Origin of the sequence: Polynucleobacter sp. AM-7D1, assembly GCF_018688455.1 — a bacterium.
Lineage (GTDB): Bacteria > Pseudomonadota > Gammaproteobacteria > Burkholderiales > Burkholderiaceae > Polynucleobacter.
The window spans coordinates 160,563-181,908 of the sequence record NZ_CP061319.1 but is presented as its reverse complement, the minus strand read 5'-3'; the positions used below and the strand labels follow the sequence as shown (position 1 = coordinate 181,908).

General features: G+C 45.4%; 21 protein-coding genes. 10 read left to right on the top strand and 11 right to left on the bottom strand.

Going from position 1 to position 21,346, the window contains the following annotated elements:
• Positions 1-57 precede the first annotated feature (57 nt).
• Positions 58-1,062: a polyprenyl synthetase family protein gene (locus GQ359_RS00995; protein WP_215387121.1), complete on the top strand. Its 1,005-nt coding sequence runs from the start codon at positions 58-60 to the stop codon at positions 1,060-1,062.
• On the opposite strand, the gene GQ359_RS00990 is transcribed toward GQ359_RS00995, so the two are convergent.
• Positions 1,059-1,994 carry a reductase gene (locus GQ359_RS00990; protein ID WP_215387120.1) on the bottom strand — a complete coding sequence of 312 codons (936 nt, stop codon included), beginning with the start codon at positions 1,992-1,994 and terminating at the stop codon, positions 1,059-1,061. The two genes, GQ359_RS00995 and GQ359_RS00990, sit on opposite strands and share 4 nt — an antisense overlap.
• Before the next feature lie 56 nt (positions 1,995-2,050).
• Between GQ359_RS00990 and GQ359_RS00985 the strand changes: the two genes are divergently transcribed.
• Positions 2,051-2,818, top strand: coding sequence for a fumarylacetoacetate hydrolase family protein (locus tag GQ359_RS00985; protein WP_215387119.1), 768 nt, complete (start codon positions 2,051-2,053; stop codon positions 2,816-2,818).
• 124 nt (positions 2,819-2,942) lie between these two features.
• On the opposite strand, the gene GQ359_RS00980 is transcribed toward GQ359_RS00985, so the two are convergent.
• Both GQ359_RS00980 and GQ359_RS00975 read right to left on the bottom strand, forming a co-directional pair.
• Positions 2,943-3,962: a 2-dehydropantoate 2-reductase gene (locus GQ359_RS00980; RefSeq protein ID WP_215387118.1), complete on the bottom strand. Its 1,020-nt coding sequence runs from the start codon at positions 3,960-3,962 to the stop codon at positions 2,943-2,945.
• Between the two features lie 101 nt (positions 3,963-4,063).
• Positions 4,064-5,479: a sodium:solute symporter family protein gene (locus GQ359_RS00975; protein ID WP_215302446.1), complete on the bottom strand. Its 1,416-nt coding sequence runs from the start codon at positions 5,477-5,479 to the stop codon at positions 4,064-4,066.
• 107 nt (positions 5,480-5,586) lie between these two features.
• Here GQ359_RS00975 and GQ359_RS00970 point away from each other — a divergent pair, with 107 nt between their 5' ends.
• Positions 5,587-6,576 (top strand): squalene/phytoene synthase family protein, encoded by a 990-nt coding sequence (locus GQ359_RS00970; protein ID WP_215387117.1) that lies wholly within the window; start codon positions 5,587-5,589, stop codon positions 6,574-6,576.
• Here the strand turns inward: GQ359_RS00970 and GQ359_RS00965 are convergent.
• Positions 6,573-7,067: a methylated-DNA--[protein]-cysteine S-methyltransferase gene (locus GQ359_RS00965; protein WP_215387116.1), complete on the bottom strand. Its 495-nt coding sequence runs from the start codon at positions 7,065-7,067 to the stop codon at positions 6,573-6,575. The genes GQ359_RS00970 and GQ359_RS00965 overlap by 4 nt on opposite strands.
• Positions 7,068-7,184: 117 nt before the next feature.
• On the opposite strand from GQ359_RS00965, the gene GQ359_RS00960 reads away from it, so the two are divergent.
• The 6 genes from GQ359_RS00960 to zapD are packed head-to-tail and all read left to right on the top strand — an operon-like array spanning position 7,185 to position 12,511.
• A complete protein-coding gene (locus GQ359_RS00960) occupies positions 7,185-8,474 on the top strand; it encodes an HlyC/CorC family transporter (RefSeq protein ID WP_215387115.1) in 1,290 nt (429 codons plus the stop codon).
• The gene (locus GQ359_RS00955; protein WP_215387114.1) at positions 8,471-9,541 is read left to right on the top strand and encodes a GspE/PulE family protein; all 1,071 of its coding nucleotides are present in this window, start codon (positions 8,471-8,473) and stop codon (positions 9,539-9,541) included. The genes GQ359_RS00960 and GQ359_RS00955 overlap by 4 nt, the downstream gene beginning before the upstream one ends.
• The gene (locus GQ359_RS00950; RefSeq protein WP_251367892.1) at positions 9,541-10,605 is read left to right on the top strand and encodes a type II secretion system F family protein; all 1,065 of its coding nucleotides are present in this window, start codon (positions 9,541-9,543) and stop codon (positions 10,603-10,605) included. Before GQ359_RS00955 ends, GQ359_RS00950 begins: the two co-directional genes overlap by 1 nt.
• 8 nt (positions 10,606-10,613) lie before the next feature.
• Positions 10,614-11,105 (top strand): A24 family peptidase, encoded by a 492-nt coding sequence (locus GQ359_RS00945; protein ID WP_215387113.1) that lies wholly within the window; start codon positions 10,614-10,616, stop codon positions 11,103-11,105.
• Complete coding sequence (coaE, locus tag GQ359_RS00940; protein ID WP_371822447.1) at positions 11,060-11,722, top strand: dephospho-CoA kinase; 663 nt, start codon at positions 11,060-11,062, stop codon at positions 11,720-11,722. The genes GQ359_RS00945 and coaE overlap by 46 nt, the downstream gene beginning before the upstream one ends.
• A gap of 36 nt (positions 11,723-11,758) precedes the next feature.
• Positions 11,759-12,511, top strand: a complete 753-nt coding sequence (zapD, locus tag GQ359_RS00935; RefSeq protein WP_215387112.1) for a cell division protein ZapD — start codon at positions 11,759-11,761, stop codon at positions 12,509-12,511.
• Here the strand turns inward: zapD and GQ359_RS00930 are convergent.
• The 4 genes from GQ359_RS00930 to secA all read right to left on the bottom strand — a co-directional run bounded on the left by GQ359_RS00930 (position 12,508) and on the right by secA (position 17,870).
• Positions 12,508-12,924 carry an NUDIX domain-containing protein gene (locus GQ359_RS00930; RefSeq protein WP_215387111.1) on the bottom strand — a complete coding sequence of 139 codons (417 nt, stop codon included), beginning with the start codon at positions 12,922-12,924 and terminating at the stop codon, positions 12,508-12,510. The genes zapD and GQ359_RS00930 overlap by 4 nt on opposite strands.
• A gap of 7 nt (positions 12,925-12,931) precedes the next feature.
• Positions 12,932-13,792 (bottom strand): ATP-binding protein, encoded by an 861-nt coding sequence (locus GQ359_RS00925; RefSeq protein WP_215387110.1) that lies wholly within the window; start codon positions 13,790-13,792, stop codon positions 12,932-12,934.
• 11 nt (positions 13,793-13,803) lie between these two features.
• Positions 13,804-15,039: a bifunctional glutamate N-acetyltransferase/amino-acid acetyltransferase ArgJ gene (argJ, locus tag GQ359_RS00920; RefSeq protein ID WP_215387109.1), complete on the bottom strand. Its 1,236-nt coding sequence runs from the start codon at positions 15,037-15,039 to the stop codon at positions 13,804-13,806.
• Between the two features lie 65 nt (positions 15,040-15,104).
• Complete coding sequence (gene secA, locus GQ359_RS00915) at positions 15,105-17,870, bottom strand: preprotein translocase subunit SecA (protein ID WP_215387108.1); 2,766 nt, start codon at positions 17,868-17,870, stop codon at positions 15,105-15,107.
• A gap of 24 nt (positions 17,871-17,894) precedes the next feature.
• Between secA and GQ359_RS00910 the strand changes: the two genes are divergently transcribed.
• Positions 17,895-18,428: a hypothetical protein gene (locus GQ359_RS00910; protein WP_251367890.1), complete on the top strand. Its 534-nt coding sequence runs from the start codon at positions 17,895-17,897 to the stop codon at positions 18,426-18,428.
• Between the two features lies 1 nt (position 18,429).
• On the opposite strand, the gene lpxC is transcribed toward GQ359_RS00910, so the two are convergent.
• The 3 genes from lpxC to ftsZ all read right to left on the bottom strand — a co-directional run bounded on the left by lpxC (position 18,430) and on the right by ftsZ (position 21,327).
• Entirely contained in the window at positions 18,430-19,344 is a 915-nt protein-coding gene (gene lpxC / locus GQ359_RS00905) for a UDP-3-O-acyl-N-acetylglucosamine deacetylase (RefSeq protein WP_215387107.1), read from the bottom strand.
• A gap of 29 nt (positions 19,345-19,373) precedes the next feature.
• Positions 19,374-19,874: a peroxiredoxin gene (locus GQ359_RS00900; RefSeq protein WP_215387106.1), complete on the bottom strand. Its 501-nt coding sequence runs from the start codon at positions 19,872-19,874 to the stop codon at positions 19,374-19,376.
• Positions 19,875-19,986: 112 nt separating this feature from the next.
• Entirely contained in the window at positions 19,987-21,327 is a 1,341-nt protein-coding gene (gene ftsZ, locus GQ359_RS00895; protein WP_215387105.1) for a cell division protein FtsZ, read from the bottom strand.
• Between the last annotated feature and the right edge of the window lie 19 nt (positions 21,328-21,346).

Here is a 21,346-nt window from a genome sequence, read left to right as displayed (position 1 = left end):
ATATCTACATTTAAGCTAATCCACCCTGGATGAGCTAAGCCCATTATTATATCTTGCATGACGAGCACTGTCAAAACCAATGAATTAAGCCAAATTTTGGCTCCTATTGCCTTAGATTTCAAGGCCTTAGATGAAGTAATTCGCCTTCGATTAGCCTCAAAAGTAGCCTTAATTGACCAAATCTCCACTTACATCATCCAAGCAGGCGGAAAACGGGTCCGACCAGCCCTTTTGCTACTAGTCAGCAAAGCCTTAGCCAATGGTAAAGAAACTCCCCATGCCTTAGAGCTGGCAGCCGTAGTGGAATTTATCCACACAGCCACCCTACTCCATGATGATGTCGTCGATGAATCCACTCTAAGAAGGGGTCGCGAGACTGCCAATGCCGCTTTTGGCAATGCTGCGAGCGTGCTAGTGGGCGATTTCCTCTATTCCAGAGCTTTTCAGATGATGGTGGGGCCAAATGACCTAAGAGTCATGGAAATCCTGTCCGATGCAACCAATACGATTGCAGAGGGGGAAGTTTTACAGCTCCTCAATATGAATGACCCCGAAGTTGATGAAAAGAGTTATTTACGGGTGATTCGCTATAAAACCGCCAAATTATTCGAAGCATCCACAGAGCTTGGGGCAATTTTGGCGCAAGCATCGGATAGTTATCGAGAGCAGGCTGCTGCTTTTGGTCGCCACATTGGTACCGCCTTCCAATTAATGGATGATCTATTGGATTACACGGCTGACGCATCCCAAATGGGGAAAAATGCTGGCGATGATTTGAGAGAAGGAAAGCCTACGCTTCCGCTCATTTATCTTCTTGAAAACGGTAGTACTGAAGAGCAATTACTGGTTCGTGCAGCGATCGAGCAAAATCAAGACTTACCTGATGACGTCTTCCAGCAGATTCTGAGCGCAGTACAAAATTCTGGGGCTTTGGATTACACCCAAGCTGCCGCAAAGCGAGAAGTAGATCTTGCGCTGGAATGTCTCAAAGACTTTCCTCAAAACGAATCAACAACAGCGTTACACGCTCTGTGCAAATACTCTTTATCTAGGCAAACCTAGGCTCCAACGCTTTTTACTCTGATATCGCGTGCAGTGATGCGGGCCTTTTCTGCCTCATCACGTAAGCGCAAAATTTCCTCTGCACTGAGTCGCTCTAAATTGGAATAGTCCAATTTCCACGAAGGGTCTGAAGCCCAAACCAAAGGGCATTGCACTGTTGTTCGGGCTGCTGGAGCACCCTCTAACAAGCGAAGAGCCAATTCAAAATTAGAGTCTTGCGATTGAATATTGTTGGGAAGAGCTGCAGCATTGCCTAAGGGAAAGTCACTAAAGAGCAGGCGAGGGACACCGCAATATTCCACAATATCTTTTGCCGCACCCATGATTACCGTGGGAATACCAGCAGCCTCCAAATATCGCGCCAATAAACTTTGGCTCTGATGGCAAATAGGGCAATTGGGAATCAGCACTGCAACATCAACATGATCTTCGCGCAGCTTACTCAGAATCAAGGGCGCATCAATCTCCAAGGTATGACGTTGACTGCGATTGGTGGGTAGCCCATAAAAATATTTCGACAGGGACTGAATGCGTGCGTTTGCAGCAGCGCGCTTCGCTGCGCCCAGTGGAAACCAGCAATTGCTATCCTGCATGTCAGCATTGCGCCTATCAATCCCGACATGTGCAATACGTAAGTCTGCATCCTCATCAATTGAGCGAGTGTAGGGGTCATAAAACTTAGCGGCTGCGTTATAGGGAGCACCAGGTCCTTGAGGGCCTTTACTGGCATCAAACGGGACTGCAGTAGTAACTAAACCTAGAATTGAATGTTTAAGTGGCTTTTGCAGTGGGGCAAAAGGCACCTCAATGTAGTGTGCCCAAACATAGGGTGTTTCATATCCCAAACCTAAATAGTAATTGCGGGTACGCTCAATATAACGAACTGGCCGGTCCAATTCAGGTGCAAATTGCAGTTCAGAATTCTTAGTCATCAATTGATCCCTGTAAGATATTGCTTATCAAATATTAACTATCAGGAGAATTCATTATGGCTCAATGGCTCAGATTTCAACATCAAGGCAAATCCGGCTTAGGACAAGTTCAAGGGGATCAGATTGCTGTGTACACAGGCGATCTATTTAACAATCCTCAAGCTACTGGAGAGACATTAAAGCTATCCGATGTCACTATCGATATCCCATGCACTCCATCCAAAATGGTTGCCATGGTGGATAACTTTCATGCGCTGGTTACCAAACTGGAGCATGCCGTGCCGGCAGAGCCTTTGTATTTTCTGAAAGGCAATAACTCTTTCTTGGCAGCCAATCAAGTTATTCGCACTCCAAAGTCTTACTCTGGAAAAGTCGTTTATGAGGGCGAGCTCGGCATCGTCATCGGGAAAGCCTGTCATGAAGTAGATGAAGCGCAAGCGGCCGCTGCCATTTTTGGTTACACCTGCATTAACGATGTCACTGCAATTGAGATTTTGAATCGCGATCCTGGATATGCGCAGTGGACACGCTCTAAGAGCTTCAATACTTTTGGAGTCTTTGGCCCTTACATCACCACCGATGTAGATCCAAGCAAGTTAACAATTAAAACTATATTGAATGATCAAGAGCGTCAGAACTACCCCATCGCCGACATGATTTTCCCACCAGCAAAATTGGTTAGCCTGATCTCACAAGATGTCCCACTGCAAGCTGGCGACATCATTGCTTGCGGAACTTCTGTTGGGGTTGGTTCAATGAAGCCCGGCAGTAAGGTCAGCATCATCATTGATGGTGTTGGACGCTTAGATAATCGCTTCGAATAGGTCATTAAGGTTGTTGGACTAATTCCAACACCCCAAAACAAAAAAACCCTCACCATATTTAGTGGTGAGGGTTTTTTAATACTCAATTACTTTAGCTGTTGAATCTACCTATTGCTAAAGACGCTTAGTAACCAGAAACAGATGGCAAGGCCAAGCTACCTTTAGAAGCTTGAACGTTTTCATCAAGGTACTTTGTTAAAGCAAAGACGGTATTGAGGCAAGGTGTTGGTGTTTCGGTAATCTTTCCAAGCTCAATTACGGAACCCAATAGAGCATCGATCTCTAAGCTACGACCCGCCTCCAAGTCCTGCAACATCGATGTTTTATGCTTACCGACTTTTTCAGCACCAGCAATACGACGCTCAATATCCACACGGAAAGTGACGCCCAACTTCTCGGCAATCGTTTGCGCTTCAGCCATCATATTGCGTGCCAACTCTTTAGTCAGTGGATACTGGCAAATGCCCTCCAAAGTTCCATGCGTCAAAGAGCTTATTGGATTGAAAGTCATATTGCCCCACAACTTCAACCAAATCTCAGAGCGAATGTCTTCCAGGATTGGTGACTTAAATCCAGCTGCAGACATCATTTCTGACATCTTCTGAATACGCTCAGTCTGTTTGCCATCTAACTCGCCCAATGGGAAGCGATTGCCTTCAACGTGACGAATCACACCAGGCGCCTGAGTAAAGGTTGCCGGATAGACCACGCATCCAATGATGTTGTTTGGATTAATTGCATTCTTCGCAACACCACCAGCGTCAACTGTTTCGACAGAATGATCTTGATAGTCGCCACCCAGCTTCTGGAAGTACCACCAAGGAATTCCGTTTTGCATTGGAATCAAAATCGTTTCTGGGCCCATGATTGCAGCGAGATCCTCAATGATCGGCTCAACTTGGTGCGCCTTCACTGCCAAAATCACAACATCTGGAGTCTCTGCATCACGAATTTTTTCAACCGCTTTCACCTGTGCCACCAAAGGCTCAGGTTGGTCATCCATAATTAATGCAAGGCCACGCTCTTTAATTGCCGCCAAAGTGGCGCCACGCGCAACTACCGTGACATCATTGCCGGCTCGCGCCAACATGACAGCAAGGTAACCGCCAATCGCGCCCCCTCCACCGATCACACAGATTTTCATAAAAACTCCATAAAGATAAAAAATTTTGAATTGGTGCCATTTTAGAGGTGAACATTTTGCGGTGCAACAGGATATTGTGCCTAATATTTAAGCAACTTAGGTCAACTTGCAATCAATTTAGCCCTGGGAACCATTCCACCCAAAAGCATGCCGACAATACTAGCTAAAAGCCCTGCTAATTGAGGGGGGAGAATAGCTTCAGGGGCAAGTACTTCGCAGCTGATCCAAACAACAAGACCGCAGACCACTGATAACAAACCACCTAAAGAATTTGCCCTGGACCAGTAGACCCCAAAAGCCAGTGGTACAAAAGCCGCAACTAAAGTCACTTTGTAGGCATTCTCAACCATCTTAAAAATTGATAAATTCGAGTTGATAGCAAAAAAGGTAACTACCGCTGTAAAACAGAGAACCGTAATGCGCATGACTTTTAGCAAATCCTGATCTGATAGATGCTTAAAAAAGCCACGCACAATGTTCTCCGCAAAAGTGACGGATGGCGCGAGCAATGTAGCGCTGGCACAACTCTTGATGGCTGACAGTAGGGCACCAAAAAACATCACCTGCGCGATCAGTGGGGCATGGTTCAAAATCAGTTTTGGCAAGATCATTTGTGGATCTGTATATAAATACTGCTTCACTAGATCTGGACTAATAATGGTTGCAGAGTAAGCCAAATACAGCGGAACAAACGCGAAGACAAAGTACAGCACTCCTCCTAACAAAGCGGCTTGAACTGCAATGTTCACATTCTTAGACGATGTAATTCGCTGAAACACATCTTGCTGTGGAATAGAGCCCAACATCATTGTGCATAAGGCGGCTGTAAAGCCAAGGATAGAAGCGAGATTCATATCAGGCCAGAAATTGGAAAACTGGCCGGCAGCAACTGCATGCTCAAAAACTACACCAACACCACCAGTTTGGGCTGTTATCTCGCCACCGATATAAAGCATGCCCACCACAATGATGATCATCTGAATGAAGTCGGTAATTGCCACCGACCACATTCCACCAAAAAGTGTATAAATCAGAACGCTACCAGCGCCAATTAACATGCCGGCTGTTTGTGTAATGCCACCTTCAGACACAACATTAAAAACAAGGCCCAGCGCTTTAATCTGCGCGGCTACCCATCCCAAATAAGAAACCACAATACAGAGCGTTACCAAAACCTCTACAGTGCGGCCATATTTCTCCCGAAAGAAATCGCCGATAGTGAGCATGCGACGGTTATAGAGATGACGAGCAAAAAAGAGTCCTACTAAAATCAGGCACAGGGAAGATCCGAAAGGATCGGAAACAATCCCGCCAAGCCCTTCCTTAAGGAAGGTGGCTGGAATACCTAACACCGCTTCGGAGCCAAACCAGGTAGCAAAGACTGTAGCGGTGACGATAGGCAAAGGAAGGCTATGGCCTGCTGCAGCAAAGTCAGCTGTGTTTTTGACCCGTAGCGCAGCCCAAAGACCGATACCTACAGATACCACCCAGTAGATGATGACAAACCAAATCAACATCGCCCAATTACTCCTTCAGAATTTGCTCAAATTATATGGCCTTGTCACTTATGACATTTAATCAATCAGGGCCAAATTTGAGTCAGCTGGTCTGACATAATTCATGGGTGAATTCCGCCATACAGCCGATAGAGAACCCCAATAGCGATCTAGCCTATCAAAAGGCGATTTTGGGTTCCGTATCGCGCACTTTTGCACTCACTATCCCCCTACTTCCCCCAGCAATTGAGGTTGTGGTCGGAAACACCTACTTACTGTGTCGGATTGTCGACACGATTGAGGATGCGACTGAACTGAGTCCAACAGAGAAGCAGCGCTTATCTAGGCTATTTTTAGAAGCAGTTTTGGGCACTATTTCGGTGGAGGCATTTGTAAACCCCTGCCTAGAAGCATTAAAAGGCTACTCCAATGTTGATGAGCTCGATTTAATCGCGCATACCCCAACCGTCCTCAGAATTCTGCACACCTTTCCCGATACAGATCAGGCTGCGATTAGCCGTTGCGTTTCAATCATGTCCGATGGCATGTCCCATTTCCATGGAAGGCAAACGCAAGAAGGGCTAAAAGATCTCGCAGAATTTGAGGAGTATTGCTATGTAGTGGCTGGTGTCGTAGGAGAACTATTGACAACCATCTTTAGCAACTACTCTTCCGGATTTGCAAAGCAGATTGAAGGGCATGAGCAATTGGCTATCGCCTTTGGTCAGGCTTTACAAATGACTAATATTTTGAAGGACTCACCAGAAGATCGTGCACGTGGCGTCTCTTGGAAACCCGTAGGCATAAGTCAAACGGCGCTACTCAATATTGCTTACAAAAAACTGCAAGACTCCATGAGCTATATTCTCCTGATTCCAGAAAATGAAACAGGTATGAGACGCTTCTGCTTTCTTGCTTTCGGTCTTGCAGTCATGACGCTTGAAAAAATTGCTAACAGAAAAGAATTTAGCAACAAATCGGAAGTCAAGTTGTCTAGAAATTCCGTTTGGATTTTTTATGCATTTACCAAACTTGCCGCCAGCAATACTTTCTTGATGAAAGCATTCTTTTTTGCAGCATCCAGTCATCTCAGAAAACTATCTACAAAGAATCCTTAAAGCACACCCTCATGCTTTAAAAGCCAAATTTTGATCTGGCGATAAAAACCTGGAGCATCTTCTTTCATAAAACCTCCAAGACCTTGGGCAGAAACTACTCTATGACACGGAGTGACCAAAGGATAGGGATTAGCACCGCAAGCAGTCCCGACGGCACGAGGTCCACTTTTAATCTTTTTGGCAATCTCACCATAAGTGCTAGTCTTTCCCACTCCAATACCTAGTGTCGCATTCCACACCTTTTGCTGATGTGGTGTTCCCGTAGGTTTTAGGGGAACATCAAACACTGAGGAGGCATGCTTGAAATACTGCGCACACTGTTTTGAAAATACCTTAGCCAAAGCATTTTTGGGGGAAATTAGCGCAGTACCTGGAGGCAGATAATCAATTTTGGAGATCATCAAACTACCGTCTACCAACTCTGTTTGCACACCTAGGCACCCAAAAGGGGCAGATATCACGCAATAATCGGCTGATATAGAGATGACCATGCTGAAGATTCTGACACACATTGAGGTATAAATTCACGCAGGATTCCAATAAGGCTATAGCTAGTGAAGTAGCACTTTGCTATATTGGATATTCCTTATTCTTTGCGGACATCACTGATGGACACTTTTTTTGATGATTGGCCTTTTATTGGTCAAGTCGCATTAGTCATCTTCCTGCTTGCCCTCTCTGGCTTATTTTCCATGGCCGAAACTAGCATGCTCTCTTCCAATCGCCATCGCCTACGCGCCATGGCCAACGGCGGCAATGCTGGAGCAGCTCTTGCTGAAAGATTGTTAAAGCGTATTGATTCCCTGCTTTCTGTATTGTTGATTTCCAACAACCTCATCAATACCATCCTACCAATCTTAGTTACCGGCATTGCTCTACATATTTTTGGTGATAGCGGCCTAGTGCTGTCGATAGCCACCTTAGTCGTAGCACTACTCATCATTATTTTTAGTGAGATCACCCCAAAAGTTATTGGCGCAGCCTTCCCCGAGAAAATTGCCAGCAATGTTGGCTGGTTTATTCTGCCCCTCACTTTCATACTTAAACCCTTGCTCTGGTTTATCAATAGTTTTGTGTCTGGCTTGATGAAGGTTTTTGGCCTTCAAACTTCGAATGAAAATCGAGTAATGAGTAAAGAAGAGTTACGTAGCCTAGTACTGGAATCCAATCGTTTTGTTTCAGCTCACCATCGCAATATCTTGCTCAATCTTTTTAACCTTGAAAATATCTTGGTTGATGATGTGATGACGCCCCGATCTAAGATTGAGATATTAGATCTCTCAAGACCGATTGATGAGGTGATTGAGCAACTAGAAACTTGTTATCACAACAAGCTCCCAGTTTGTGATGGCGACTCTGAGCGTATCGTTGGCATTCTCTCGGTTAAAAAAGCACTCTCCTTGCTAGGTAATGCAGAGCTTCACCATGAAGACTTCAGGTCATTACTAAATGAGCCTTATTTCATCCCCAGCGGGACGCCCGTTCTTCAACAGATGCAATTTTTTCAGGACAATCAACAGCGCTTGAGTTTGGTTGTAAACGAATACGGTGAAGTGCTTGGTCTAGTGACTTTTGAAGACATAGTTGAAGAGCTGATTGGTGAGTTCACCACTTCATTCTCAAATCTTTCTAATGATCCTCATTGGTTAGCCGATGGCACTTATCTTGCTAGCGGTAGCGCATCATTGCGAGATTTAAATCGTCTTCTAAAACTAGAGTTGCCACTTGACGGACCGCGTACTTTAAATGGTCTCATTTTAGAAAAGCTTGAAGCAATTCCGGACTACGATGTCAGCATTCGGATTGCTGGCGTAGTAATGGAAATTGTTCAGTTTGATGAGCATGGAGTAAAAACAGTCAAGCTATACCAACCACTCATCCAACCGACCCAAGATTGAGCGAGCTACTGCATGACTCTCACATTATTCGGACCTGGCATGACATTGCTGTTAATGCATTAAATAATCGGGCAACGGATATTCATATTGAGGCGAGATCTCAAGAAACCATCATACGTACGAGAATAGATGGTCGTCTCACTCTACAAAACCAATACCCTATTGATTTGCATGAGAGATTAATCACGCGGATCAAAATCTTGTCGCGTCTAGATATCGCAGAAAAGCGTTTACCTCAAGATGGACGCCTCCTCATTGGTCATGACTTTAGCTATCCGAACATTGATTGCCGGGTATCGATTCTTCCGACCCTGCATGGTGAAAAAGCTGTTGTTCGCATCTTACCTAGTTGTCTAGAGGAGTTAGCGCTAGATCAACTTGGCTTACTGCCAAAGCAGCTTGAAATAGTCCGAGGTGCTATTAGTCAAACCAATGGATTGATTCTGGTAACAGGCCCCACAGGGAGTGGCAAGACACGTACTTTATATAGCTGCTTGAGCGCACTGAACCAAGTGCAACGTAATATTTGCTCTGTTGAAGATCCTATTGAAATTCGGCTTCCAGGAGTAAATCAGGTAGCCTATCACCCAAAAGCAGGCTTAGACTTTCCAAGCATTATTCGCGCCCTTCTACGCCAAGATCCGGATGTCATCATGATTGGTGAAATACGTGATTCAGCAAGCGGTCAACTTGCCATCCAGGCAGCCCAAACAGGTCATTTAGTTTTAAGCACGCTACATACGCGCAATGCTATTGGTGCTTTAGCAAGACTCAAAAGCCTAGGCATAGATCAAGAGTCTATTGAATCCTGTCTTCGTTGCGTCAGCTCTCAAAGGTTAATTCGAAAACGCTGCAAAGAATGCAATTTAATGCAAAGCAAAATGCTCTGCAATCTATGCAAAGGATCGGGCTATTTCGGTCGCATTGGCGTTCATGAAGTTTTGGGAAGTGACCAGTTATTTGCATCAGCCCAAGCTCTGGACATCTACTCAGCGGGTACGCAACTACTGAAGTCTGGCATAGTAGATCAGGCATCCCTAGATGCAGAGCTTGGGTCTTGGCATTAGTGCAAAAACTTTTAACTAGAAAACTCAGCCAATCTGAACAACTGCATTTTGCACAACAGATGCTCGCACTTCTTCAGGCTGGTCTTCCCTTACTCAATGCCATACAGCTATTGATTCAGTCCGCACCTGCATCTTGGCAAATTTGGCTAGAGAATATCCGCACCCTACTTCAGAAAGGCAATAGCTTTTCTTTTTGCTTAAGTGCACAAGATGGCAAATTTTCTCCAGAGTTTTTTAATCTCATTAGAGTCAGCGAGAGAACAGGTGATCTCAGCTTGGCACTCAGGACAATTTCACAGCAACTAGAAGCTCAGATTGAGCTGAGAAGAAAAGTTCAGCAGTCTCTGACTTATCCTGTAATTACACTCGCCACCTCCTTCCTATTGGTGCTGGTGATGATGATTTGGGTTGTACCTGTATTTAAGGAGGTCTTTGCGAACTTTCAGGCTGAGCTACCGGCACCATCCAAAATTCTGATTTCTATTTCCACAGAGATCCAAAATTACTTTCTGGAAATATTACTCAGCGCGCTCGTAATAACCGCAGGCTTTATCTACTCCTGGCTCAAATCAAGCACTCTCCAAAAATATTGTGATGCTCTCTTATTACGCACGCCATTTTTTGGTAATCTATTTAGGCTCGCAACACTCAGTCATTGGTGTCGAACCCTAGGGCATTTGCTGGAAACTGGTTTACCACTTCCGGATGCCCTGAGAGTGACCGCACAATCTTCAAATCATTGGGTGAGCCATGACTTTAGTGCCGAGATATTTAAACATCTCACTCGTGGCTGGCCATTGGGGGAATCGCTCAAAAGAGCAGACCCTAAATCACGACTTCTAGATATAGAGACATTGCTACTACTTCATATCGGGGCTGAAAGTGGCGCATTAGCCGAGATGCTTAATAAGCGTGCCACTTCATTAGGAGCTCAGCTGAGCAGCCAACTCAATGCACTCAGCCAAAGCTTGGAACCAGCACTTATTCTTTTTGTTGGTGCCATTATTGGCAGTTTGGTCATAATCCTTTATTTACCCATCTTTAATTTAGGGCAAATTGTTTAGTGGATCCCATGGCAAGCATCTGGATAGTTAAATCCCTATTAGTACTGGCTTTGCTTTACTTGGCCTATATTGATTGGCGGACCTTGCGTCTACCGAATGCCATTACATTGCCCTTAATTTTTTTAGGTATTACTTTTAACTTAATCTCAGACCTTCGTCTTACTACCCTAAGCTCGGCATTTATCGGAGCGCTTCTAGGATATGCCTCACTTTGGGCATTAAATGCTGGCTATCGTCTTCTGAAAAACCGCAATGGAATTGGCATGGGTGATGCCAAACTCTTAGCAGCGCTGGGTGGCTGGTTGGGCTGGGGTGCTCTGCCTAGCATTCTCCTTATTGCCTCTGCCACTGGAATTGTCGGCGGCCTCGTCTGGCTTCAGTTACGCGGACATCATTTGCAGCAAGCCTTTCCTTTTGGCCCTTTTTTAGTTATTGCTGGCATCATTGAGCTGTTATGGCCTCAACTCATTCCAACTTTGATTCTGCCCAAGCCGATCTAAAAGCCTTAAAGGGTGAAATTCCATTAATTGGCTTAACTGGCGGCATTGGTTCTGGCAAGACGGCAGTGAGCGATTTACTAGGTAAGCTTGGGGCCGGGGTGATTGATACAGACTTGATTTCCCATCAAATTACTGCGCCCGGCGGAAAAGCGATTCCATTGATTACCAAAGAATTTGGGGCTGACTTCATAGACCCCCAGGGAGCCCTGGATCGACCCAAAATGCGGGCCCTAGTCTTTGCAGATTCAAATGCCCGTCAAGCTTTAGAGAAATTAACCCACCCCTTAATTCAGCAAGAAACCGCCAAACAAGCATTTGGGTTGGCCAAATCTGGAGCTCCCTATCTTGTTTTTGTAGTCCCACTGCTCATTGAGTCTGGATCTTGGGTAAATCTGATTGACTACCTCATCGTAGTTGATTGTCCAGAAGAGACCCAAATCCAAAGAGTGATGCACCGCAGCAATATGACCCGCTTAGACGTGGAGAATATTCTCAAAGCGCAAACAAGCCGCAAAGTCCGTCTAGCAGCAGCTAACGCCGTTATTGAAAATCAAGGCAGTCTAGATGAGCTCAAATCAGAGGTTCTGAGGTTGCACCAAGAATTGCTCAAAATTTAAGAAGAAGCCTCTAAGTTCATCATAGAATATAGGCTTGTGATTGTCTACGAATACCCTTTCAATGAATTAGTTCGAAGCATGCTTCGGCTGGAGTATTTGTTCGCCCGCTTCAATCACTTCCTCCGTTCTGATGATCCAGAGCTACATCACAATGCAATTGCGATGTTGTTTGACTTGGGCGATATTGGTTCACGAGGTGATATCAAATCCTTATTGCTAAAAGAATTTGAGCGTCAAAAATATGCTCTAAATGGTTTAAAGTCTTCGCAAAAGGTAGATCAAGAAGCGTTAACGCAAACGCTTTCAGAGATTGATAAAGCTGCACTGAATATCAATCAATCGATGGGTAAGCCTAATTCTGCAATTACTGAGAGTGAATGGCTAAATGCTATTCGTACTCGATTAAATATTCCAGGTGGAACAAGTCCGATTGATTTGCCAAGTTACCATGCCTGGAAAAATACCCCCTCGACTCAGCGCAGGGAGTTATTAGAAAAATATATTGACCCACTTTTGCCATGGCATGAAGCTTGCCAAATTTTCTTAAGATTGCTCCGTCAATCTGGAGAAACAAAAGATGTTGTTGCACATCAAGGCGCATATCAACAAGCACCTTCTGGTAAGGTTTATCAATTGATGCGCATCGCTGTAGAAGATGACAGCCTCTTTTCAGAAATCAGCGCCAATAAATATCTTTTATCGATTCGCTTTCTGAAAATTGATCAAGATAAAAAACCTCGGATCCTGAATGAGGATGTATCTTTTAGACTGACCCTCTGCCAGCTCTAAGTCTTTAGTAGCTTTAACTTTTCCAGCATGGGCCAGGCAGCCGGTAATAAAGGCTCTACGGTCGGAAGCGTATCGCTAACTAGTTGCCAAGACAGCGCTTGACCTTCACACCCCTTAGGTGTTCCGCTCCATTTTCGAATAATGCTGACATGCAAACGAACATAAGCATGTGGATAGTCATGTTCCAAGACAACCAACTCTTCGCTAGACTCAATATCAATCCCGAGCTCTTCTTGTAATTCACGCTTGAGTGCTGCGAATACAGATTCACCGGATTCAATTTTTCCACCGGGAACTTCCCAATAGCCAGCATAAGGCTTGCCTTCTGGACGCTGACCCAAAAGATAGCGTCCTTCTGCGTCTAATAGAATCCCAGCAGCGACTTCCGTCACAGGGCGGTTAGAGTCACTCATGGAATGATTAAGCCGCGTGCGAGCCAGCCCAATGCTTAGCAAACTGCCAAGCAACACGACCAGAACGCGAACCTCGCTCTAATGCCCAAACCAATGCTTCAGCTCTAGCACCCTCAATCTGCGCGTCACTTAAACCAAAATGGCGCAACCAATGGGCAACAATTTCTAGATACTCATCTTGCTTTGGCGGATAGAAAGAAAGCCATAAACCAAAACGCTCTGAGAGCGAAATCTTTTCCTCAACCACTTCACCCGGATGAATTTCTCCATCATCCCCATGAACGTAACCTTCGTTGTCCTTCATATACTCAGGCAAGAGGTGACGTCGATTAGAGGTTGCATAAATCAAAATATTGTCGACTTGTGCTGATACAGAGCCATCCAAAGCAGACTTCATAGCCTTGTAGCCAGATTCCCCATCTTCAAATGAGAGGTCATCACAAAAAATAATAAAGCGCTCTGGACGCTCAGCCAATAAATCTGTAATGTCAGCCAAGTCTGCCAAATGCTCTTTTTCTACCTCGACCAAACGCAATCCTTGACTAGCAAACTCATGCAAGCTTGCTTTAATGAGTGAGGACTTTCCTGTTCCACGCGCACCCGTTAGCAAAATATTATTAGCAGGCTTGCCCTGAATAAAGTTTTTAGTATTGTCATGAATCGCATCACGTTGACGATCGATATTTTTTAGATCCTCAAAGGTGATATCTGAAACATGCTTGACTGGCTGCAAAAAACCAATGCTTCCGAAGACGCTATCGCGACGACGCCACCTAAAAGCAGTTGAAGATTTCCACTGCTCTTCCGTCAATACTTTAGGCAAAAACGTTTCGAGATGACTGAGGAGTTGCTCCAATTTTTCATTCATTTCACGAATTCCTATGAGCGGTAATCAGCATTAATGGAAACGTAGTCATGTGACAAATCACAAGTCCACATCGTCTGCTGTGCCGATCCACGACCCAAGTCAATCTTGACGGTAATTTCTTCAGCCTGCATAACTCTCTGACCATCAGCTTCTTGGTAATCAGGATGTCGGCCACCATTCTTAGCAACCCAAACATCCCCAAGCCACATTTGCACTTGGTTCACGTCGAGGTCAGTGATTCCAGCGTAACCAATCGCCGCGAGAATGCGACCTAGATTGGGGTCACTTGCAAAGAAAGCTGTCTTTACTAATGGTGAATGGGCTACAGCCTCTGCTACTAAACGGCACTCCTCCTCCGTCTTACCGCCCTGCACATCAATCGTAATAAATTTAGTTGCTCCTTCACCATCCCTCACAATCATTTGAGCAAGCTTACGGGCGAGATCGATTAATGCGGCTCGAACTAAGTTATAACTAGCATCACTAGTTGATTGAATCTGTAGCGCTGACTGGCCAGTCGCCATGATGATGAAAGAATCATTAGTTGAGGTATCGCCATCAATCGTGATCGCGTTAAATGAAAGATCGGCAATCTCACGCGTCAGTTGATTAAGCAGGCCTGGAGCAAAACCAGCATCAGTTGCAATAAACCCCAACATCGTTGCCATATTAGGATGAATCATGCCGGCACCCTTACAAATACCGGTAATGGTCACCAGTCCAGATGGAGTTTCTACCGTCATGGACGCAGCTTTAGGCTGAGTATCTGTCGTCATGATGGCTTCTGCAGCATCAAGCCAATGGTCTTCGCCTAGGCTAGCAACTGCTTTAGGCAATCCAGCAATTAATCTGTCGATCGGCAGTGGTTCCAGAATCACACCAGTTGAAAACGGCAAAATTTGTTCTGGATTGAGCTTAAGTTCTTTTGCTAATTCGGCACAAGTGGATAGGGCATCCTTCATGCCCCTCTCACCAGTTCCCGCATTCGCATTACCTGTATTCACCACCAAAGCACGAATCTCACCCTTTACACCATCCAGGGCTAAATGCTCTTTACAAACTTGAACTGGAGCAGCACAAAATCGATTTAAAGTAAAAACACCGGCAACCTGAGAGCCAGGCACCAAAGTCATCACCAATAAGTCTTTGCGATTAGCCTTCTTGATTCCAGCTTCGGCGATGCCCATCTGAAAACCCTTCACAGGCTTTAGTTGGTCTTTTTGGGGGAGTGGTAAGTTGACTGTCATGATCTGACAATTGTAGATGAGGCACTGCAGAGCTGCCGGCTATGGCAGCTCTTTTTAAACGCTATTTAGCCTAATGCGCCGCAGCAGTTCTTGTATTTCTTGCCACTACCGCAGGTGCAAGGGTCATTGCGCCCAACCTTAGGGCCACTTCGAATGGGTGCTGGAACTATTTCAATTGCTGCGCCACGATCGCCAGTTGACCCCGCCACCTCAAGATCTGCATCAGCATGCTGGTACTGTACGTCTGAGAGTTTAGCCAAGTCCTCATTCATTGACTCAGAGGCTTCATCTAACTCACTTGCACTACGAATTTGGACTGTCATGATGTTTTTTACAACGTCATTCTTAATGACATTGAGCAGCTCACCATACAGCTCGAATGCTTCGCGGCGATATTCTTGTTTTGGATCTTTTTGAGCATAGCCACGTAAATGGATGCCTTGACGTAAATGATCCAAGGCAGCCAAATGCTCGCGCCAATGGGTATCTAAGCTGTAGAGTAAAACAGAGCGCTCAAATCCAGCAAAAGATGGGCGTCCAGAAAGCTCCACTTTTGCATCATATGACTCTTTTGCCGCCTCTAGAACGCGATCAACGATTTGCTCATCGTCCATAGATTCCGCATTTTCAACCCAATTTTTCAGGTCGACAGTTAAGCCCCAATCGCTAGCCAATACATTCTCCAGGCCAACTAAGTCCCACTGCTCTTCCATGGATTCCAATGGAACATAAATCGCACAAACGCCACGCAATACATCTTCACGTAAATTGGCAATCAGATCACCAACATCGGCGCTTTCCAATACTTCATTTCTAAGGCGATAGGTTTCTTTACGCTGATCATTAGCAACGTCGTCATACTCCAACAACTGTTTACGAATATCAAAGTTACGGCCTTCAACCTTACGCTGGGCAGACTCAATCGAGCGAGTCACCATACCTGCTTCAATTGGCTCACCGTCTGGCATTTTGAGACGATCCATCACAGCGCGTAGACGTTCTCCAGCAAAAATACGCAGAAGTGCATCGTCCAAAGAAAGGTAAAAACGGGAAGAGCCTGAGTCACCTTGACGACCAGCACGACCGCGCAGCTGATTATCAATACGTCGACTCTCATGACGCTCTGTACCAATAATATGCAAACCACCCGCTGCTAAAACTTGATCGTGCAAACTTTGCCATTCATCTTGCAGAATCTTAATCTTGGCGGCTTTTTCCGCATCTGAAAGCGCGGCATCTGCTTCAATCAAAGAAGATTGCTTGCCAACGTTTCCACCCAAAACAATATCCGTTCCACGACCAGCCATATTGGTAGCAATGGTGATCATCTTTGGTCTACCGGCTTGAGCAATGATCTCCGCTTCCCGAGCATGTTGCTTCGCATTCAGAACTTGATGCGGTAACTTACGCTGACTCAGTAGGCCTGCGATTAACTCTGAGTTTTCGATTGAAGTCGTTCCAACTAATACAGGTTGGCCACGCTCATAACAATCCTCAATATCTTTGATCACTGCATCGTAGCGCTCTCGCGATGTCTTGTAGATCTGATCTTGGCGATCTTTTCTTTGACTAATACGGTTTGGCGGAATCACCACTGTCTCAAGGTTATAAATTTCCTTGAACTCATATGCCTCTGTATCAGCAGTACCAGTCATACCGGCCAACTTGCCGTACATACGGAAGTAATTCTGGAAAGTAATTGTGGCTAGCGTTTGATTCTCATTCTGAATCGGAACGCCCTCTTTAGCTTCAACTGCTTGATGCAAGCCATCAGACCAGCGACGACCCTGCATTAAGCGGCCAGTGAACTCATCAACAATGATGACTTCCTTATTTTGGACAACATAATGTTGGTCACGGTGATACAAAGAGTGTGCGCGTAATGCTGCGTACACGTGATGCATCAAAGTAATATTTTGTGGGGAGTACAAAGAATCGCCATCATTTAAAGCGCCCAACTCAACTAAAACAGTTTCTGCTTTGTCATGGCCACGCTCTGTTAAATAGACCTGCTGGGACTTTTCGTCTACCCAGTAATCGCCTGCCTTTTCAACACCAGTGCCATCGGCTTTTTCTTCACCAATTTGACGCTCTAAATACGTTGGTAATGCATTAATCTTGATGTACAGATCAGTGTGATCTTCAGCCTGACCAGAAATGATTAATGGGGTACGCGCCTCATCAATCAGAATAGAGTCAACCTCATCAACGATCGCATAAGCCAGGCCACGCTGAACACGTTGACCTAAATCTTGCACCATATTGTCACGGAGGTAATCAAAACCAAACTCATTATTAGTACCGTAGGTGATATCAGCAGCATACGCTTCTTGCTTAGTCGTGTGATCCATCTGGGACAGATTGACGCCCACCTTCATACCCAAGAAGTTGTAGAGCGTTGACATCCACTCAGCATCTCGCTGAGCCAAGTAATCATTTACTGTAATGACGTGAACGCCCTTACCGGTTAGGGCATTTAAGTACACAGGAAGCGTAGCAGTTAAGGTTTTACCTTCACCTGTTCCCATCTCAGCAATCTTGCCTTGATGTAATGCAAGTCCACCCATCATCTGCGCATCAAAATGGCGCATTTTCATCACCCGTGAGCTGGCCTCACGAACTACTGCAAAAGCCTCTGGTGCAATATCATCTAATGACTCGCCCGCAGCTAAACGCGACTTGAACTCAGCAGTTTTTGCTTGCAATGCGGCATCATCCAAAGCTTGCAGGCTAGGCTCGAAAGCACCAACCTTAGCAACCACTTTGCGATACTGTTTTAAGAGGCGGTCGTTTCGACTGCCGACCAGGGTTTTAAGAAGACCGATTACCATGGGATATTGAAGTAAATTAAGACCTTGAGTTTATCACCCGCACCCTCTTTTTATATGAACTTTGCCCCTAAACCTGTCCGCACTAAAGCCGCCCATGAGTGGCTAGAGTATTTGCGTGACTCTGAAGGTTTGGGCGGAATCCTAGCTAAAACAGAAGATCTGGCCAAACTCAAAATTACGCTCAAAGCTGCTCTGTTTGAATTAGATTTAGATAACTTGGCACCCAAAATTGAGCCTGGATGGCGTTCTGGCGGTCAGGATGAACTGTTTTTGCTAGTCAACGGGGCAAGTGTTGCCACCCGTCTTCAGCAAATATTACCTAGCTTAATCAATGAGTTAGCTAAAAAAGGGGTGGTCTGTACCGGCATTAAGGTACGCCTCAAGCCGGCACCACCGACCTGGGAGATTAAACCTCGTGAGGGGCATCAAGCAAGTCAGAAGCCAAGAGGGTTTAACTCTGTAGCAAGGGCTTCTTGGGAATCATTATTGGATAAGTTGGCACCGGATTCCGATCTGCGGAAGGCGGTTGAACGTCTTCTTCACAGCAAGCCTAAATAGCCTAGAAAAAGAGGGGTTGACTCTCTTTTGAATAAGCTGATGGAGCCTTATTTTCGGCAAAACCACTGATTTCATAAGCGCTTGGATCCTCCAAAAGCTTGCGTAAAAGCGCATTATTTAAGGCATGTCCTGATTTTTCAGCGACGTAAGATCCTACTATTGGATGTCCGACTAAATATAGATCGCCAATCGCATCCAGAATTTTGTGACGAACAAATTCGTCTTCGTAACGCAATTCTTCGTTATTCAGGATGCGATGCTCATCGAGCACAATCGCATTATCCAAACTTCCACCCCGCGCTAATCCCATTTCTCGCAATGCTTCAACTTCATGAGCAAAGCCAAAAGTACGGGCACGACCAATCTCACTTCGATAAGCATGTTCTGCAAAATCTACTACAAAGCGCTGACCAGTCTTGTCGACCGCTGGGTGCTTAAAATCGATTGTGAAATCCAACTTAAAACCAAAAAAAGGTTCTAGGCGCGCGAGCTTGTCGCCTTCCTTTACCTCTATAGGTTTTTTAATCACCACAAATTGTCTAGGAGCTTCTTGCTCAGCAATACCAGCTGATTCCATCAAGAACAGAAAGGAGGCTGCACTACCATCCATGATGGGAACTTCTTCGCCATCAAGCTCGATCAATAAATTATCAAGCCCCAGGCCTGCACAAGCGGAGAGTAAATGCTCTACCGTAGAGACGCGCACTCCATCCTTTTGAATCACTGATGCTAGGCGAGTATCGCAAACCGCCAGAGCAGTTGCCGGTACGACTGATTGCTCTGGGGTGTCTACACGTACAAATAGAATTCCCGAATTTACCGGCGCAGGTTTAATAGATAAAGTCACCTTACGCCCTGAATGCAAGCCAATCCCCACAGTTTTAATTGGGGTGGCGATTGTGCGTTGCTTCATCATGGCTTTATCTAAATTCAGGAATAATTCTCTTACAGCTTCTTCAAAATGGAAGCTGCATCGCTCACTTCAAACTTGCCAGGAGCTTCACGATCCAAAGTTGTCACTACACCATTTTCAACAATCATGGCATAGCGATCTGAGCGAACGCCCAAGCCGCGAGCAGTTAAATCTAACTCGAGGCCAAGTTTCTTAGTGAACTCAGCACTACCATCACCCAACATGCGAATCTTTTTGCCAACCTTTTGATCCCGGCCCCACGCGCCCATAACAAATGGGTCGTTTACCGAAATACACCAAATTTCATCAACACCTTTTGCTTTGATTGCATCAAAGTGTTCAACATAGCTAGGAACATGCTTTGCTGAGCAAGTAGGTGTAAATGCACCAGGTAATGCAAAGATCACCACTTTTTTACCAGCGGTCAATTTTTCAACTTCAAATGCATTTGGCCCAATAGCGCAACCTTCACTCGCTTCATCTAAAAACTCATAAAGAGTGGCGTTTGGTAATTTTTGTCCGACTGCGATCATATAGCCTCCAATAAGATAGTTGTAATAAGTTTGCCAACGCTAGCGCGGGATTCGTCGTCCGGAGGGGCGCCGCGCTGGCATTCTGCAACTACCTATTGTATTAAGCAGTTAATTAATCTGCTTGCTTACGTAAAAAAGCTGGGATTTCGTAGTAATCAGCCCCTTTTTCCAACATGGACTTAGCTTGTGGAGAGCTATCAGCACCTAAAGTAGGGGCTGGTGTAGCTTCACGAGAACTACGGAATACCCGTGGCAAATCATATTGACTGTAATCAACACTGCTAGTAGCTGGCTGAGTGGTCATTGATGGCGCACTTCCAGCACCTGTCATTGCCAAACCAGCACTAGTGCTCAGAGCTGAGTCCAAACCTACTTTACTCATTGCTGCTGAAGCGCTTGCTGGAGCAAAGCTGTTTAAGTCAGCCATGGTTGGCATTGCATCATGGGTACCAGTAGCCTGTCTCCAAACTACCTCAGGTTGATGTTTTTGACGAGCTTGTGGATTATTCAAGCCTGTTGCCACCACAGTAACGCGTAAGGCATCACCCAAACTCTCGTCATACACGGTACCGAAGATCACAGTAGCGTCATCCGCAGCATAGCCACGAATTGCAGCCATCACTTCACGAGTCTCAGACAATTTGAGTGAGCGGCTAGCAGTGATGTTGACCAATACGCCACGTGCGCCAGATAGATCCACACCTTCAAGCAATGGTGAAGCTACTGCAGCTTCAGCAGCCAAACGCGCACGATCCATGCCAGAAACTGTTGCAGTTCCCATCATCGCCTTGCCTTGCTCGCCCATCACTGTTTTCACATCCTCAAAGTCGACGTTGATCAAACCTTGAACGTTAATGATTTCTGCAATACCCGAAACAGCGTTATGCAATACATCATCAGCACATGCGAATGCCTTATCGAACTCAGCATCCTCACCCATCACCTCAAAGAGTTTCTCATTGAGAACTACGATCAATGAATCTACATAAGACTCGAGTTCAGCCGCACCATTCTCAGCAACCTTGAGACGCTTAACACCCTCAAAATCAAATGGCTTGCTAATTACACCTACCGTCAAAATACCCATCTCTTTAGCAACTTGAGCAACGATTGGAGCTGCGCCAGTACCTGTACCACCACCCATACCAGCAGTGATGAATACCATATGCGCACCTTGCAATGTATCTGCAATACGTGCACGCGCTTCTTCAGCAGAAGCTGCACCGATTTCAGGTTTTGCACCAGCACCAAGTCCGCTAGAGCCTAGTTGCAAATTCACAGATGCCTCAGAACGCTGTAAAGCGCCAGCATCGGTGTTCATGCAAATAAACTCTACGCCATTAACACCGCGACGAATCATGTGCTGAACTGCATTACCACCTGCACCACCAACTCCAACCACTTTAATAATGGTTTTGCCGGCTGTTTCTTGATCTAACATTTCAAATTCCATATACCCTCCTAGGTAATAA

What these genes read in the sequence shown, in the direction of transcription:
- GQ359_RS00995 (WP_215387121.1), top strand. Translation starts at nt 58, where the DNA reads ATGACGAGCACTGTCAAAACCAATGAATTAAGCCAAATTTTGGCTCCT.
- GQ359_RS00990 (WP_215387120.1), bottom strand. Translation starts at nt 1,994, where the DNA reads ATGACTAAGAATTCTGAACTGCAATTTGCACCTGAATTGGACCGGCCA.
- GQ359_RS00985 (WP_215387119.1), top strand. Translation starts at nt 2,051, where the DNA reads ATGGCTCAATGGCTCAGATTTCAACATCAAGGCAAATCCGGCTTAGGA.
- GQ359_RS00980 (WP_215387118.1), bottom strand. Translation starts at nt 3,962, where the DNA reads ATGAAAATCTGTGTGATCGGTGGAGGGGGCGCGATTGGCGGTTACCTT.
- GQ359_RS00975 (WP_215302446.1), bottom strand. Translation starts at nt 5,479, where the DNA reads ATGTTGATTTGGTTTGTCATCATCTACTGGGTGGTATCTGTAGGTATC.
- GQ359_RS00965 (WP_215387116.1), bottom strand. Translation starts at nt 7,067, where the DNA reads ATGGTCATCTCTATATCAGCCGATTATTGCGTGATATCTGCCCCTTTT.
- GQ359_RS00960 (WP_215387115.1), top strand. Translation starts at nt 7,185, where the DNA reads ATGGACACTTTTTTTGATGATTGGCCTTTTATTGGTCAAGTCGCATTA.
- GQ359_RS00945 (WP_215387113.1), top strand. Translation starts at nt 10,614, where the DNA reads ATGGCAAGCATCTGGATAGTTAAATCCCTATTAGTACTGGCTTTGCTT.
- coaE (WP_371822447.1), top strand. Translation starts at nt 11,060, where the DNA reads ATGGCCTCAACTCATTCCAACTTTGATTCTGCCCAAGCCGATCTAAAA.
- GQ359_RS00930 (WP_215387111.1), bottom strand. Translation starts at nt 12,924, where the DNA reads ATGAGTGACTCTAACCGCCCTGTGACGGAAGTCGCTGCTGGGATTCTA.
- GQ359_RS00925 (WP_215387110.1), bottom strand. Translation starts at nt 13,792, where the DNA reads ATGAATGAAAAATTGGAGCAACTCCTCAGTCATCTCGAAACGTTTTTG.
- argJ (WP_215387109.1), bottom strand. Translation starts at nt 15,039, where the DNA reads ATGACAGTCAACTTACCACTCCCCCAAAAAGACCAACTAAAGCCTGTG.
- secA (WP_215387108.1), bottom strand. Translation starts at nt 17,870, where the DNA reads ATGGTAATCGGTCTTCTTAAAACCCTGGTCGGCAGTCGAAACGACCGC.
- lpxC (WP_215387107.1), bottom strand. Translation starts at nt 19,344, where the DNA reads ATGATGAAGCAACGCACAATCGCCACCCCAATTAAAACTGTGGGGATT.
- GQ359_RS00900 (WP_215387106.1), bottom strand. Translation starts at nt 19,874, where the DNA reads ATGATCGCAGTCGGACAAAAATTACCAAACGCCACTCTTTATGAGTTT.
- ftsZ (WP_215387105.1), bottom strand. Translation starts at nt 21,327, where the DNA reads ATGGAATTTGAAATGTTAGATCAAGAAACAGCCGGCAAAACCATTATT.